This window comes from Flavobacterium sp. PLA-1-15 (assembly GCF_049060005.1).
Taxonomy (GTDB): domain Bacteria; phylum Bacteroidota; class Bacteroidia; order Flavobacteriales; family Flavobacteriaceae; genus Flavobacterium.
The window spans coordinates 1-16,258 of record NZ_JBMGQS010000018.1; the positions used below are offsets into that span (position 1 = coordinate 1).

The window sequence follows — 16,258 nt, forward strand, 5'->3', positions numbered from 1 at the left end:
ACTCGATAGCTCAGTCGGTAGAGCACATCACTTTTAATGATGGGGTCCTGGGTTCGAGCCCCAGTCGGGTCACAAAATGACCAGTCATTTACAACATTTTCTTGAACGCATTGACTCGATAGCTCAGTCGGTAGAGCACATCACTTTTAATGATGGGGTCCTGGGTTCGAGCCCCAGTCGGGTCACAAAAGTTATTTGCTGCGGTAAATAACTTTTTTTGTTTTGGGCCAAGTGGAGAAACGGTAGACTCGCCATCTTGAGGGGGTGGTGCTCGTAAGGGCGTGAGGGTTCAAATCCCTCCTTGGTCACTACAAAAAAATCCTAACGAAAGTTAGGATTTTTTTATGCTCTTTATTTTCAAATTAGTTATTATAAATGATGCTACCATTCGTTCGGAGATTAGTTTCTCCTAAAAGAATTTTAGCGCCTTTAGGAAGCTTTATTTGAGTTGATTTGCCAAAGTTGACAATTACCGTAATACTTTCGCCTTCGAAGCTTCTGGTGTACAGAATGTGATTGTCTTTATATTCCAACCTATCGTATTTTCCATATTGCAAAACTTTCTCTCTATTTCGCAAAGCAATCAATTCTTTGTACTTGTAAAATATTGAATTTTTATTCTTTTTTAAAACTTCAACATTGTTTTCCTTGTAATCGGGACTGACTTTTATCCACGATTTTTCGGTAGAAAATCCGGCCAATTTACTTGTATTCCATTGCATCGGACTGCGGGATTTATCGCGGTTGCTTTTATTTCCTTCCAATAATGCTTCTTCGGGAGTTTTTCCTTTTTGCAAGGCCAATTGATAATGCGTTTTTCCTTGAATGTCTGCTATTTCCTCGAAACTATCAGCAATGATATTGTGCATCCCGATTTCTTCGCCATAATACACAAACGGAACTCCTTTTGCCGTAAAAATCAATGTCGCTAAAGCCGAAGCTTTTTCGGTGTTTCCATCCGCCAATCTATCCATCATTCGAGGCATGTCATGGCTTCCGAAGAACAACGTTGGGTAATTGCTCATCTCTTTTTCCATGCTTTGCAATTCATTGAAAATTCTTTGGGCTGAAAAAGTTGGAATACTTCCGAAGTTAAAATTAAAGACTACATCCAATAATTCTTCCGACTGGTATTGCTTCAGGACTTCAATCTTATCACTGCCAATTTCTCCCACGATAAAACGGTTTGGATAAGCGTTGACTGTTGATTTTATCATCTTCATTGCTTCTTTCACCCCTGATTGATCGATGTCGTATAGATGTTGTTGATTTCCATCCTTCATCGGATTATCGGCTAGAATTCCATCGGTAGTTAGAAAATTGATAACATCGAGACGAAAACCATCCACGCCAGCATCCAACCAAAATTGAAGTATTTTTTGAACCTCATCCACTACTTTTGGATTCGACCAATTGAGGTCGGCCATTCTTATATCGAATTTATGATAGTAATATTGATTGGTTGTCGTGTCCAGTTCCCATGCCGTTCCGCCAAAAAAAGATTCCCAATTGTTGGGCTTGTCTTTCCAGATGTAATAATCGCGATACGGATTGTCCTTGGATTTTTTTGCTTCTTGGAACCATTTGGAATCGGTGGAAGTATGATTCAAAACCAAATCCATGATGACTTTGATGTCTCTTTTATGGGCTTCTTTTAAGAAATTATCAAAATCTTGCTTGCTTCCATAAGTTGGGTCAATCTCATAATAATCAGCCACATCATAACCGTTGTCTACTTTTGGAGATTTGAGAAATGGTGTCAGCCAAATCCCTTTGATACCTAAATCTTGGAGATAATCTAGCTTGCTTGTGATGCCTTTAAAATCGCCATAGCCGTCGTCATTGCTATCTGCATAACTCGGCATATAAATTTGATAAAAAACGGTTTCTTTCCACCATTTTTTTGAATTTTCGGCCTCTTGGGCTTTTGCGAAAAAACTAAAAATCAAACAGAAAGAAACCGCTGTATTTTTAAATAATCTAGTCAGAATATTTATTTTTTAGGTTGAATATTATAATCCACTACAATATCATTCACGAGCATCTTTGTGCCTGAATGAGAAATTTTTCCTTTGGCAGGAACCATCACAATAACTGCCGAAGTTTTTCCGTTCAATTTTATCTTAGACGAAGAAGAAACATTTTTCGCCAAGAATTTTCCTGAAACCGTATCGTATAAATCTACTTTTTTACCTTTTTCGACATTAACTGTTACCGTATGGTTTTCGTTAAATGGGTTGTAATACAGATAAGATGGATAGGCTTTGTCGTTGAAGAAATCGGTTGCCAATAAATCCAATTGAAGGATTCCCTCAACATTTGTTTTCTTGATGATACTTCCGAAAATCCCCACGTGTCCGCTTCCGTAAACACTCAATTGTGACTCTTTTGGATTTTTCCCGGGAACCCAAAGCGGTCCATCGCCTTGCGCTACTGGTGCTGGAATATTTTCATTTTCAGGATAAAGCGATTTTTTGATGATTCCCTCATAAGCAATTACATTTTTTCCAACATGTGCCAATTCTGGAATTGTTTCGTGCTCATCTGGCATGTGTTCCGGATAGAAGAATTTTGAAGCATTTGCGGCATTCAGCATCCATTTACCAATGGCATTCGCATACGATTGGTCGTAGCGAACCATAGGTACCAAAGGCCAAGCAGCATCATAGGTATTCATTAAAAAACCGTATCCCCCGTTGTGAACCGTACTTCCTACTGTTCCCGAAATATCATATCCATTCCAATTTCCTACCAAGAATCCCCAGCCTTCACGACAGATTGCAGTTCCATCAAAGGTCCAATCTAACATTTTGGCTGTGTCGTATTTTTTTCCTTCTTCCGCATTAATTCTTGCAGATAAATACGCTCCGAAAGGCATCAACAATTCATACGTTGGATTTATTGGCTGTGCTTCCAAAGCCGAAAGTGCCGAAAGCGCTCCTTTTAAATATTTTTGATCTCCGAATTTTTTATAGGCGGAATATAAAATCCAAGCATGACCTGCAGCTGTATCGGGTTGCGTACAAATATTGTTGGTCATCGGTGTCATTTTCGCATAATCGAAATATGAATAATTGTAATTTCCTTTTAAAATAACATCGGCCTCGTAGAATTTATCGGCAATCTTTCGAGCCATTTCCTCAAATCCTGGTTCGTTCGGATATAAATCATAAACGGCATAAAACAATAAATTTGGATAAACGTCGTACCACCAATCACGTCCGTATCCGCCACCCAATAAAGCAACTTCTGGACACGTATTGTTCATCATGATATCCCAACCCGTTTCGCTGTTGAAATAGTTTTTCAGCATTGCAACATAATTGCGATTGTCTTGATTTGTTTTGTCAATTCCAACCAAACTCGCACCTAAAGTCGCGCCCATTGTTGCCAATGATTCATGAAACATTCCTTTATTGGCTTCGCCTTGACGGACATCCCCCATGGCTGTGTATAACCCAACAACATCCTGAGGATAATTTTTCTGACTTTTATCAATCCAAACCAACGGCCAGAATTTTCCTTTTGCATCGAAATCAAAAACAACCTCATCAAAATCTTTTGTAAGTTTGTTATAATCGATGATTCCGAAAGGTTTTGGCACATCTGCCATCAAATCGACTCTTGGAATCGACTGTTGTTTTACCTGAGCTTCAACATGCAGATTTAAGAGCAGAAAACAAATTATTGTGGCTTTAAAATAAGTATTCATTCGTAGGTATTTTTAAATTTAGGTAATATTGTTGGCCGTTTCTTCCAACGCTTTTGGATTTATTTCTTCTTCCTCTTCTGGTGCTAATTTATTTCCTTGGGCAATAATTTTCTTACTTATAAAGATAGAGCAAAGTTGCAACAAGGCAATGATTCCAACGGCATAACGCAACGCTACATTTTCGGATACGGCAAAATACAGCACTAAAAATGTTCCAGCTCCAAGTAATCTTCCTAGATATAATCCCGCTTCGTGATTTAGAATATAAGTAAATTCTCCTCTTTTTTCAATTTTAGAAACGATATCGATGACCCTTAATTGAATTGGATAATAAGCCAAATCCATCAGCGGTTTCGCAATCAATAAAAGCAATAAGAATACAATTACACCCATTTCATTGAACAACGCGGCATTGAAACAAGCTCCAATTGCAAAAAGAATAAGTCCGGCTGAAAACGTCTTGATTCGATCTTCGGGTTTAGAAAAACGTCCGATAAAATAAATAATGATTGCAGCAAGAATCGCTCCGATAGACTGTGCTTTTCCAAGTGCACCTTCTTCACCTAAAAGTTTAAAGATCAGCATTGCTGGAGCGGTTACCAAAAATCCTTGTGCCAAACCTTTAAACATCGCCAAGGTCAATAATTTGTTCCAAAGCGGATGAAACTTGAAGAAGATGTACTTCTTTTGGATTGGATTTTGAAATTTCCCTCTGAAACATACGACTGAAGCCAAAATAGTAATCACAAATACAACTCCTGTTATCACTTCATAAGCTCCATGTTTTGAATCGGCACCCGTTTTAGACTGGATGAACCAGCCGATTGTTGCAGGAATTACGATGGCAATAATGGTGTAAAAAAACGTTTCCAGACCATAATAATAGTTTCGGTTATAGTCGTTTGTAATGGAAAGTACAAGGTAATCTCTGTTGGACCAATACAGCCCAAACGAAAGTCCCATGGTAATTCCCGCTACTCCGATTCCAAGCAAATCCAAGTCTTTTAAGGACATCATTATAATCATCGAAACACCGCTAAGCATCATTCCAATGGAATATAATTTTCTGATGTTGAAATATTTCAGAAGCAATCCGTTCAACAAAAAGGTAAGCGGAATTCCGGTATAGATGGCCAATTGATAGATTACAACTTTTGAAGTGTCATCCGAATTTCGCATAATGTAAGCCGCCACAAAAATATCGATAACGGGTTGCACAAGGGCGTACACCAGATTGGTTAAAACCAATATCTTAAAATTATGGCTCTGACTTTTAAAATGGTCAAATTCTAATGTAAGTTTTTTTAGCATTAGCTTTATTTTAAAAGTGAAATTATTTCGTTGATAGAAAATTTTGCACCGCAAACAAATTCATCCGAAGCTCCATAATAGATCGTTACAGTATCTCCGTCAGGTTCTACAACGTGACCGTTTGTGAACACGACATTTCCGAAGAAACCGCTTATTTCATATTCCGCTGTTGGAACCATAATCGGCTCTTCCGTTCTTGCTAAAACTTTGGTAGGATCATTTAAATCCAATAAAAAAGCACCCAAACAATATTGGTGATTTTCGTTGGCACCGTGGTAGATTTCCAACCACCCTTTATCGGTTTTTATTGGAGCTGCTCCAGCACCAACTCGTTTTGAATCCCATAAACCTTTTCGAGTTCTGACGATACAATGGTGGTTTCCCCAATGGATTCCATCAGGAGAGGAAGCAATCCAGATATAATTTCCTCCAATATCCACACTACTCGGGCGATGCAACGCATAAAAAAGTCCGTTTATTTTTTCTTCGAAAATCGCACAATCCTTGTTATGAGCAGGAAGAATCATTCCGTGCTTTTCGAAATACTTCCAATCGGTTGTGGTTCGCAAACCTACTCCTACTCCATTATCGGATACAGATGTAAACGTCAGGTAGTATTTTCCTTCGATCAATGCTACACGACAATCTTCGATTCCGAAAGCTTCCAGAATTCCTTCTCCAACCAATGACGGATAATCTTCAGGCTCGTAGAATTTGATTCCATCATCACTGCATAACAATCGAAGATGCGACAATGTGGTTAAATAGTCGGTTCCTTTATAATTAATAACCCTTGCATCGGTTGCAACCAATTCTGGGTCGTCTTTTTTAATTTCGATGATATTTATTCCTCCGGTTTCCGTAAGAATTGGAAAAGAAATGATAGCATCATTTTGTTTTGGGCGTTCTGCAACTCTCACAATCAGCCACTTTTTTCCTTTAAATTGAAAAACACCAGGATTAAGCAAACAAGTAATTTCCAAACCTTCGGTACTGGCTGGAATATCGTTGGGAGATAGCAATGGGTTCTCTACAAAGCGTTTTGCGATGTCTTTCATATTCGGTATGGTATTGTAATTTATAAGAAAGGTTGACCCGGAACTAACTGACTCAAACTAACTCTGAGCCAACCTTTTTCTTTATGTTTTAGTAGTCGTTTTGCGTCAACGTTCCAGCTGAAGCATCAATTTCTGATTGTGGAATTGGGTACAACATGTGCTTGTCTTGGAAATTTTTTCCATGAGCTGTCATGACTTGCTTGGCTATTCCCCATCTTTTCAGATCGAGCATTCTTTGGTTTTCAAAACCAAGTTCGACCCTTCTTTCAGAAATCAACCATCCTTTTATTGTTGCGGGATCAGTTGAAGCTGGTCTGTTAGGCAAAGTTCCCGCTGGTGGAACAACTCCAGCCGCATCAGGTGTATTTCTTGCTCTAGTTCTAATTTCATTGATTAAACCAACTGCTCCTGTATAATCACCCGTTTCAAGAAGTGCTTCTGCCTTCCATAACAGCGCATCTGCATAGCGAATGTAAATTTTGTTATTTGGAGCATCATCGTTTCCTTTGTTGGCACCGTTAAGGCTTCCCAGCATTTTGTTTACATTTTGATCGGCAACGTTTACGGTTAGTGACTTTCTTGGATCATTTGGTTCAAATGCATTCAGGAAATCCTGGCTAGGAGCAAAAAATCCCCAACCTAGTGGTGCACAAATACCGTTACCTCTTCTTGGAACTGCATTGGTTTGATGATCGAAAGCAAATATAACTTCGTTATCAGTGAATTCAGTTCTGAAACTGTCAAAATAATGTGTATTCAAACTGAAACCTAATCCTGCCAATTCGTCAACCAAAGGTGGAACTGCACTCCAATTTTTAGTGTATAGTTGCGATTTTGCCAAAAGTGCAATAACGGCACCTTTCGAAACTCTCCATTTTTCGTTTTCAGAAGAGTATTTTGTGTTTGGCAATAAATCTTTGGCTAGAGTTAAATCGGATTTTATTTGATCCCAAACCAAATCTTTATTTGCTCTTACAGAAACATCAAATGCTTCTCCTAAACTTTCAACTGGTTTTAAAAGTAAAGGCACATCTCCGAAATTTGTTACCAAAGAAAAATAATAATACGAACGTAAGAAATATGCTTCTCCTAATAATTGGTTTTTCCTTGCTTCTGTAATTCCAGTAAGTTCTTCCACGTCTGACAATAATAAAGATGCCATTACCAGATTAAGACGGTTTATTCCTTCATAATTATATTTCCATAGTCCATTCGGACCACCATTTGTAGATGTAAATGTAAAATTATTAATTTCATCAATCCATGGCTGATCTCCGTCCGAGATCCATTTCTTCTCCATATCATCAGAAGCAATATCTTGCATAATGTAATCATTTTGGAAAACCAGACCCCCATCCCAATTCCAATTTCCAAGTATATTTAGTCTATTTGAAAGTAATTCATAAGACGATATAATAGAACTTTCCATTACTTCATTTGTAAGTAATCCACCTTTCGTAGCTAATCCTGTAGTTTCAGTATCCAAGTCATCTTCACATCCTACAAATGCTATAAAACATGCCAGTAATCCGATTTTAAATATATTTTTCATGTTTATCTTTTTAAATTTTAAAGCTTAACTCTTACCCCGAAAATAACCGAAGCTGATTGAGGGTAAGTTCCTTGATCAATTAACGAAGTAGATTCCGGATCTAAACCTGTATAATCCGTGAATGTCAATAGATTTTGTCCCGAAGCGTATACTCTCATAGAATTTATTCCTGGAATTGAATTATTGAAGGTGTAACCAATTTCAATATTTTTTAATCTTAAATAAGAAGCATCTTCGACAAAAGCACTTGAAACTTTGCTTCCGCCATTATCGTTGAAAGTTACACGAGGTTGTGTGTTACTTGTTCCTTCACCATTCCAGCTATTTAAAACATCCGTAGTAGAATTGAATGGACGGCTATCAAAATTTAGTATCTGTTTCAAATCGTTATAGCGTTCTACACCGTCAACTCCTTGCAATAAGAATGAAAAATCAAAATTCTTGTACTGACAATTGAATGCAAAACCATAGGTTAATTTTGGAATTGAACTTCCTATGTAGGTCCTGTCATCCGCATTGATTTCTCCATCACCATTGATATCTTTAAATTTCATGTCTCCAGGTTGCACATTTCCTTGGTTTGTAAATAAATGTGAACTAACTTCTTCTGCATTCTGATAAATGCCCTCAAATTGATAACCATAATAAGAGTTTATTGGCTGCCCAACTTCGGTTCTTGTGCGTGAAACACCATTATCCAGATAAGGTACATTTCTATTTAGTTTGGTAACTTCATTCGTTAAAGTTGCCAAATTTGCATTAACACCATACTTAAATTCACGATCATTATTTTGTAAATTCAACCCAAATTCAAAACCTTTATTACTAACAGATGCTGAATTAACACTTGTAGGTGCGAAATTTCCAACAGTCCCAGGAGGTGTAACACTTAGCATTACATCATCTGTTATTTTTGAAAAATAATCTAGCGTAAAATTTAACTTGCTATCTATAATTCCTAAATCAAGCCCAAAGTTTGTTTGCGTTGTTGTTTCCCATTTTATATCAGGATTTCCAATTCTTATCAAATGAGGTGTATCACCTATTGAGTACAAATTATACCATTGATGGTCTGGAATTTCTTGATTTCCGGATTGTCCCCAACTTGCTCTTAATTTAAGATTTGACAACCATTCTGTTTTTTCAAGAAAAGATTCTCTTGAAACAATCCAACCTGCAGAAACGGATGGAAAATAAGCCCATCTATTATTTGGTCCAAATCTTGATGAAGCATCTGAACGTAAGCTAGCTGAAGCAAAATATTTATTATCATAACCATAATTTGCAGAAGCAAAATACGATTGTAATGTCCAGCTGGTTGCTGCTCCAGAACTCCATACGTCCAGAGAAGTATTTCCATAATCCAAATATTGGAATTCTGGATTGCTGTTTATATAGTTATTCCTACTTCCTCCAATTGCTGCAGCTTTATTGCTGATATTTTCCATTCCCAATAAAAGGTTTAGACTATGAACGTCATTAATTGTCTTTACATAGTTCAAAGTATTACTCAAAGTAAAAGTCATATCCTGTCCTCTATTTTCGTTTAGGCTATTAGGTCTATTATTTCTACCCATTCCGTAATATTGGTTGGAAACATCACTTATATTTGCATCTCCATAATTTTCTGCAAAATTTTTATTGTGAGAAAATTTAATATCTGCCCCAAAATTACTTCTGAATTTAAGCGATTTATCTTTCAAAAGAGCATATTCCGCATATACATTTCCAAATGCTTGAAATGTGTTTCTCTTGTCATTTGTAAAATGAACGATAGCCAGTGGATTAGAAGAATATTCGTAATTTTTGCTCCATCCGTCATTTGGCCCTGTATAAAATGGCAAATCTGTGTATGGATTTCCTTCTGAATAAGTAGGATCATTAACATCTTTAAAAACACTTAAAACTGGCGGACGTATCAATGCATGGCGTATAACTCCCGGAGCATCTCCACTAGATGATAATTTATCCTGTGTTATATAATTCAGTTGCATATTGGTTCCTACTGAGAAACGATCAGTGACATTCGTGTTAATATTTGTTCTAAAATTAACACGTCTATATCGATCATTATCTTCTGTTACGATACCGTCAATACCATAATATCCTCCAGAAATAAGATACTGTGTCTTTTCTGTGGCTCCACTTACAGATAATTGGAAATTTTTGGAAATACCAGTTGTAAACAATTCATCTAACCAATTGGTATTAGCTAAATCAGTTCTGGTTCTTCTATCTAGAGCATATGGACTTTCTGCAGCTTCACTATTACCTATAGTGTTATGCCAAGCCCGATCCTTAATCTCTAAATATTGACTACTGTTCAACATTTTAGGAAGATTTACGGCAAAATGAACCCCAGTAAACATATCGGCATCAATGCTGGTTTTGCCTACTACACCTTTTTTTGTCGTAATAACCACAACACCACCAGCTGCTCTGGATCCATAGATTGCTGTTGAAGAAGCGTCCTTAAGTACTGTCATCGTTTTCACATCTGACTGAGTAAGAAATGATATATCCCTTGTTGGAACACCATCAACTATATATAACGCTTCATTATTTCCTAGAGTCCCTTCTCCACGAATACGCAACTTAATACCATCTCCAGGTGCTCCAGTATTTGCCGCAACAAAAACACCCGCTACCTGACCCTGTAAGGCTTGAGCAACATCTGCGATTCTTGTCTTTGATAAATTTTCCATATTAACCTCTGATACAGCTCCAGAAATGGAATTCCTTCTCTGACCTACATATCCAGTAACAACCACTTCATCTAAAGCTTGGGAATCTTCTGTTAAAGCCACATTCAAAGTAGCACCTGTAGCAACTTCCTCTTTTGTAACATATCCAATATATGTAAAAACCAATGTAGAACCAGGTGCAACATTATTGATAGAATACTTTCCATCAAAATCTGTAGCTGTACCATTTGTGGTTCCTTTTACACTAACGTTTACCATCGGTAATGGACCGTTTGCATCAGTTACCGTTCCGCTAACTGTTTGTGCATACATAACACTTCCAGTCAATATTGTCCATATCAGAACAAGATTGTAAATAATTTTGTTTTTCATACCAATAATGCTGATTTGTTAATAATGTGTAACTTTTTTTTCATGTTAATAAAATTTGGTTGAGTTTAATTGTGATAATCATTTTTATGACCTTAAAATGATTTCATAAATTTAAGTTAAGGGTATAAAAAAGAGTGTACACTATTTCTTCAAAAGTGTACACTATAACGATATAGTTGATTTTCAGTTATTTGAAAAAGAAGAATTTTTTGTTTTGTATTGCAACTGATAATTCTTTGGAGTCGTGTTGTATACCTTTTTAAACTCCCTGTAAAAGTAGGAACGGTTGTTGAATCCCGATGCATAGCACACTTCCGACACTGTCAATTGGTTTCTGCGTAAAAGTTCGGCCGAATGTTTCAAGCGGATCGTTCGAATCAAATCACCTGGAGAAAGCCCAAAAATTTCCTTCGTTTTTCGATACAATTGCGAGGTACTTATCCCTAAAGTTTGTTCAATGAATGAACTTTGGAGCTTTTCGCTGTCGATATTTTTACGAATCAAATCAATAACTTGCTTTATAAATGTCTTTTCTTCGTTGTTAATTGGAACATCCGATAATGTTCCAACCACGGCATCTTGAGTAAAATGTTGTAAGATCAACGCTTTTTCTTCCAATAATTTTTGAATTCTTATCAATAAATGATCGGGATAAAATGGTTTTGGAATATACGAATTGGCGCCACTTTCCAATCCTTCTATCCTGTGGATGACCGAATCTTTGGCGGTAAGCATGATAAACGGAATGTGGCAGGTTCGTAAATCGGTTTTTACTTTTTTACAGAGTTCAACTCCATCCATCAAAGGCATCATCACATCACTGATAATAATATCCGGAAGTTCTTTCTCAATTAGCTCTAAAGCTTCAACACCGTTATAAGCCGTGATGATTTTATATTTGTCAGCCAACAAATCATTTAGGAATAAATGTATTTCCTTTTCATCCTCCACAATCAGCACCTTTTTTTGATTGTTTTCAACCTTATCCAATGCTGAAATCTTATCGGGAATACCATCCGCTTTCTCGATGGTTTCTTCCAAAATATTTTTAAGGTGATGCGAAATCAAGACCGGAGCATTTTCCGGATCAATTTCCTTTTCAGTAAAAGCCGATTTTTCGCATGGAATCAGAATTGTAAAGGTCGTTTGCTCGTTCGGAATACTCGAAACCAATATTTCACCCCGTAAAACCGTAACCAGCTTCTTGATGTACGCTAATCCAATTCCTGTTCGAAACATTTCTGTATCGGAGGTTTGATTGGTATCCGACAGGAAAAAACGGTCGAACAGCGAATCTAATTTTTCTTTTGGAATGCCTTTTCCCGAATTGGTAATGGTGATGTTTAGCGTTTTGACGCTTTTATCCTCAATTTTAAATGAAAGATTGATGGTTCCATTTGATGGTGTATATTTGAACGCATTCGACATCAAATTGAAAACAATCTTTTCCAATTTATCCTTATCAAACCAACCTTCTAAAGTGGACGGAACTTCTACATGGTACTCGATTTTTTTATCCAAAGCCCAATCATCGAACAATTCTGCTATTTGTTCCACTAGATTTACTAGGTCAAATTTCTTTACGGTATTTTCCAGATAATCGTATTCTGCCTTTCTAAACTCAAGCAATTGCTGGGTCAGAAACAACAATCTCGAAGAATTTCTCTGAATCATATGGATGAATTTCTGATTCTTTTCATTCAAATTTGTGGTTTCCGATAATTTCTGAATCGGACCAACAATCAACGTCAAAGGCGTCAAAAATTCGTGGGCAATATTCGTAAAGAAAGTCAATCTGTTTTCGTGCAACTCTTCTTCATTCTGTCGGATAAGGATATTTTGCTTCAGCGATTGACGTTTCAGATAATAGCTTCTTACAAATAATATAAAAGATGCCAGAAGCACCAAATAAATTGCAATGGCTACATTTGATTGCCAAAAAACAGGCTTAATGCGGATATCAATCGCTTGAACAGGCTCGCTCCAAACACCGTCACTGTTCGTCCATTTCAACCACAAAGAATAATTTCCTCGGGGAACATTCGTAAAAGAGATGATTTTACGATTATCGATATTATTCCAATCCTTATCAAATCCTTCCAATTGATAGGCATATTGACATTTTTCGTTATTGATATAGGTCAACGAAGCCAATTGAATGTCAAAAAAATTCTGGTTGTGTTTCAAAACTATCGACGGATAGGTTTTTGAATCAGGCGAAATAACCAAACCTTGATAATAAGGCGTAGCCTGGTTTTGCCCGCTGATTTTATCAATCAAAAGATCCGGAACAACATTCGATTCTTTGATTTTTTGAGGCAGAAAATAATTAAAACCCTTGATGCCACCCATAAAGATATAATCCGATTTTGGATCTTTGTAAAAAGCTCCATCCGCAAATTCATTGTTCTGCAGACCTTCATTTTTGGTGTAATTGATGAATTTTTCGGGATTGATGCTGAAATTTGACAATCCGAAATTCGTACTAATCCACAGGTTTGATTTCTTGTCCGAAACAATTCCATGAATGGTATTATTAGGCAAACCTTCTTTAGTTGTGTAAGTTTTAAAGATGGCTTTCCCATCGCTTTTCAATTCCTGCAGGACGTTCAAACCGAAGCTGGTTCCTATCCAAAGTTTATTATTCGCATCGGTAACCAAACACAAAATATCATTATTGGAAAGGCTTTCCGAATCATTGGTTCTATTTTTATAAGTTTGAAACTTTCCCGATTGCTTGTCAAAAAGATTCAATCCTCCCAACCGCGTTCCAATCCAAAGCTGGTTGTCGTTTCTAGGAACAATCGAAAAAATGATGTTACTGCTCAACGAATTTTCCCCTTTATTTCCAGCTAAATACCTTTGAAAATCCGTCACTTTCAGTTTTGAACCCAAACGGTCAATTTTGCATCGAATCATTCCGTAACCATTTGTTCCCAGCCAGATAAAGCCCTTTTTATCCTGATGGATGGCATAAATGGACTTGAAATAATCCACTTTTTCACTGCCATCAATTTCCCGCCAACTGATTAGTTTTGATTGTTCATTATCGTAAACCGTAATGCCATCGCCGTCTGTTCCTATAAATACAAGATTATCTTGACCTTCCGCCAAAGCAAAAACCGCATTGTTCAGGATGCTGTTGCTTTCATTGAAGTTCTGATAATTTAACGATTTTTCTGGATTCAGATAAAAATCCGAAGAAAACCGAAATAAACCTTTCCCTTTTGTTCCAACCCAAAACGATTTTCCACCCACTTCCAGAAAAGAACGAACAATACCGCCATCCAATTCCGGCATTTGAGCCTTTGAAATCAAGTTGAACGATTTTTTAAGCGGATACATTTTAAAAACGCCATCCCCATCGGTTCCGGTCCAGATGATATTTTCACTTCCTTGAACAAGAGTTGTAATCTTTTGATTTTTGAGGTATTTCGACCAAGGTTTGATTACAGGATTACCTTCAAAATCAACAATCGAATAACCTGATTTTCCCGATAAAACCAATCCTTCAGGAATATGTCCGATTATATTTTCAATATTTTTTTGAGGAAATTTATTTTTCCTTTTGAAATTGGAATGATAAAGTTCAACTTCTCCAGTAGTAACGACGGTGCAAATATCTCGATTGGGAAGAAAATCAAATGTTTTAATATTCTTCGCAAGCAATGCTGATTTTGAAATTATCTTTTTGCCGTTTTGGGTTGAAATAGTTGTCGAATGAAGTTCGTTATTATCGAATAAAACCAATAGTTGACCAGTTGCTGAGAACTCCATTTTACGAACCGTATTCGATGAAAAAATTTTGCTTTCCATTGACTGAAAATCGTTCCCATCAAAATAGCCGATTCCCCAATCTTTTACCGCACAAAATACTTGCTTGGAAGCATCCAGAGCCATATTAAATTCGGATTCCGATAAAGGTGGCTTGTTTTTTCTGGAAAAGTAAAAATGCTCGAAAGCATCTGTTTTTTTATTGTATCGGTTGATGCCGTGCATGGTTAATACCCAAATTTGGCCTTCGTTATCTTCGCCAACTTTAAGAATAACCTGATTGCTCAGAGAACTTTCATTGTCTTCTTCCGACCTGAAAATTTTAAAACTGTTTCCGTCGTAGCGATTCAATCCGTCCCAAGTTCCTATCCAAAGTAGGTTCTGAGAATCCTGAAAAATACAATTCACCGAACTGTTAGACAACCCTTTTGTATTGTCCAATTGTTCCAAAGAGTACTTTAAATCAGAATTTTTTAATGTATCTTGTTTCGAAACACTTGTTTTATCATATTGATTATCAACATATTTATCCGCTAACGAAACTGGTTTTTCCGAATTATTACAGGCAATCAATCCTATAAAAATAGAGCTGAGGAAAAATAATCTAATATTCATAAATGCAAATTGGGCTTTTAGTTTCGTGTCGTGAATTGACATAACCGATTTCTCAAATGTACAAACAAATCCTTTCAATAAAAATCATGACCTTTTATTCTTTATGAAATCATCTATAAATCTTACTTATTTGTACGAATAATATAGAAATGCAGATATAAAAAAAAAGTGGAATCTCAATTTGTTTAATTAAATCATTACTTTTGTTAAACAAAATTATAATTATGCAGAGCGTTAAAAGTGTATTCAGTATTAAAGATTTAGAAAATCTTTCGGGAATAAAAGCACATACGATTAGGATTTGGGAAAAACGATACAACATTCTCGAGCCAATGCGAACGGAAACCAACATCCGGTTCTATGACATTTATAATTTGCAAAAATTGCTCAATATCACTTTGCTTCATAATTATGGCTACAAGATTTCAACGATCTCAAAATATCCAGCAGAAAAAATTCCTGTTTTGGTTAGGGAAATAATTTCTGAAAAAAGTGTAAAGAACCACGCCATCAATGCCTTTAAAATGGCAATGATAAATTTTGATCAATCTCTATTTATTACCACTTACAACAATCTGCTTTCGGAAAAATCATTCCGCGAAATCTTCAACGAAATCTTTATTCCGCTTCTGAATGAAATTGGATTGCTATGGCAAACAGACACAATAAAGCCAGCACACGAACATTTTATCAGCAATTTAATCCTGCAAAAACTCATCATCAACACTGAAAAAGTACAAATTTTAGAACCTGAAAAGAAAGAGAAAGTTTTTGTTCTATTTCTGCCTATAAATGAGGTTCATGAATTGGGATTGATGTATTTAAATTATGAAATCAGTCTAAACGGCTACCGTAGCATCTATCTTGGAGCCAATATTCCTTTTGAAGATTTGAAGGACATTGCTCAGATTTTCAATGATATTGTATTTGTGTCTTATATGACGGTTTCACCGGAAAAAGAAGCTGTTGAAGATTATATATTAAGAATAAAAAATGAAATTATAAAAGAAACTTCATCAGAATTGTGGCTTTTAGGCAAAAACACCGAACATATCTATCAGAAAATAAACCTACCCGGAATCAATATGTTTCGCTCGCTGAACGAACTCATCACCAGACTGTAAATAATATGTTAAAGACAAATACTTTTTGTTTAACT

8 protein-coding genes and 3 tRNA genes are annotated in these 16,258 nt (G+C 36.4%); 4 read left to right on the top strand and 7 right to left on the bottom strand.

The features are described 5' to 3' along the window. The 3 genes from ACI6PS_RS10985 to ACI6PS_RS10995 all read left to right on the top strand — a co-directional run bounded on the left by ACI6PS_RS10985 (position 1) and on the right by ACI6PS_RS10995 (position 308). Positions 1–72, top strand: a tRNA-Lys gene (locus ACI6PS_RS10985). Positions 73–112: 40 nt separating this feature from the next. Beyond that, positions 113–185 (top strand) — tRNA-Lys (locus ACI6PS_RS10990). 40 nt (positions 186–225) lie between these two features. Further along, positions 226–308, top strand: a tRNA-Leu gene (locus ACI6PS_RS10995). Positions 309–362: 54 nt separating this feature from the next. Here ACI6PS_RS10995 and ACI6PS_RS11000 read toward each other — a convergent pair. The 7 genes from ACI6PS_RS11000 to ACI6PS_RS11030 form a co-directional block, all read right to left on the bottom strand. Further along, positions 363–1,865 carry an alpha-glucosidase gene (locus ACI6PS_RS11000; RefSeq protein WP_421012617.1) on the bottom strand — a complete coding sequence of 501 codons (1,503 nt, stop codon included), beginning with the start codon at positions 1,863–1,865 and terminating at the stop codon, positions 363–365. 128 nt (positions 1,866–1,993) lie between these two features. Continuing rightward, positions 1,994–3,712: a hypothetical protein gene (locus ACI6PS_RS11005; protein WP_421012618.1), complete on the bottom strand. Its 1,719-nt coding sequence runs from the start codon at positions 3,710–3,712 to the stop codon at positions 1,994–1,996. A gap of 18 nt (positions 3,713–3,730) precedes the next feature. After that, positions 3,731–5,023, bottom strand: a complete 1,293-nt coding sequence (locus ACI6PS_RS11010; protein ID WP_421012619.1) for an MFS transporter — start codon at positions 5,021–5,023, stop codon at positions 3,731–3,733. A gap of 5 nt (positions 5,024–5,028) precedes the next feature. Further along, positions 5,029–6,081, bottom strand: coding sequence for a glycoside hydrolase family 130 protein (locus ACI6PS_RS11015; protein WP_421012620.1), 1,053 nt, complete (start codon positions 6,079–6,081; stop codon positions 5,029–5,031). An 88-nt stretch (positions 6,082–6,169) separates the two neighbouring features. Next, a complete protein-coding gene (locus ACI6PS_RS11020) occupies positions 6,170–7,633 on the bottom strand; it encodes a RagB/SusD family nutrient uptake outer membrane protein (RefSeq protein WP_421012621.1) in 1,464 nt (487 codons plus the stop codon). 17 nt (positions 7,634–7,650) lie between these two features. Then, on the bottom strand, positions 7,651–10,710 hold the full coding sequence (locus ACI6PS_RS11025; RefSeq protein ID WP_421012622.1) for a SusC/RagA family TonB-linked outer membrane protein: 3,060 nt from the start codon (positions 10,708–10,710) through the stop codon (positions 7,651–7,653). A gap of 183 nt (positions 10,711–10,893) precedes the next feature. Next, complete coding sequence (locus ACI6PS_RS11030) at positions 10,894–15,099, bottom strand: hybrid sensor histidine kinase/response regulator transcription factor (RefSeq protein WP_421012623.1); 4,206 nt, start codon at positions 15,097–15,099, stop codon at positions 10,894–10,896. A gap of 224 nt (positions 15,100–15,323) precedes the next feature. On the opposite strand from ACI6PS_RS11030, the gene ACI6PS_RS11035 reads away from it, so the two are divergent. Next, entirely contained in the window at positions 15,324–16,223 is a 900-nt protein-coding gene (locus ACI6PS_RS11035) for a MerR family transcriptional regulator (protein ID WP_421012624.1), read from the top strand. Positions 16,224–16,258: the final 35 nt, after the last annotated feature.

What these genes read in the sequence shown, in the direction of transcription:
- ACI6PS_RS11020 (WP_421012621.1), bottom strand. Translation starts at nt 7,633, where the DNA reads ATGAAAAATATATTTAAAATCGGATTACTGGCATGTTTTATAGCATTT.
- ACI6PS_RS11030 (WP_421012623.1), bottom strand. Translation starts at nt 15,099, where the DNA reads ATGAATATTAGATTATTTTTCCTCAGCTCTATTTTTATAGGATTGATT.
- ACI6PS_RS11015 (WP_421012620.1), bottom strand. Translation starts at nt 6,081, where the DNA reads ATGAAAGACATCGCAAAACGCTTTGTAGAGAACCCATTGCTATCTCCC.
- ACI6PS_RS11035 (WP_421012624.1), top strand. Translation starts at nt 15,324, where the DNA reads ATGCAGAGCGTTAAAAGTGTATTCAGTATTAAAGATTTAGAAAATCTT.
- ACI6PS_RS11005 (WP_421012618.1), bottom strand. Translation starts at nt 3,712, where the DNA reads ATGAATACTTATTTTAAAGCCACAATAATTTGTTTTCTGCTCTTAAAT.
- ACI6PS_RS11000 (WP_421012617.1), bottom strand. Translation starts at nt 1,865, where the DNA reads ATGCCGAGTTATGCAGATAGCAATGACGACGGCTATGGCGATTTTAAA.
- ACI6PS_RS11010 (WP_421012619.1), bottom strand. Translation starts at nt 5,023, where the DNA reads ATGCTAAAAAAACTTACATTAGAATTTGACCATTTTAAAAGTCAGAGC.
- ACI6PS_RS11025 (WP_421012622.1), bottom strand. Translation starts at nt 10,710, where the DNA reads ATGAAAAACAAAATTATTTACAATCTTGTTCTGATATGGACAATATTG.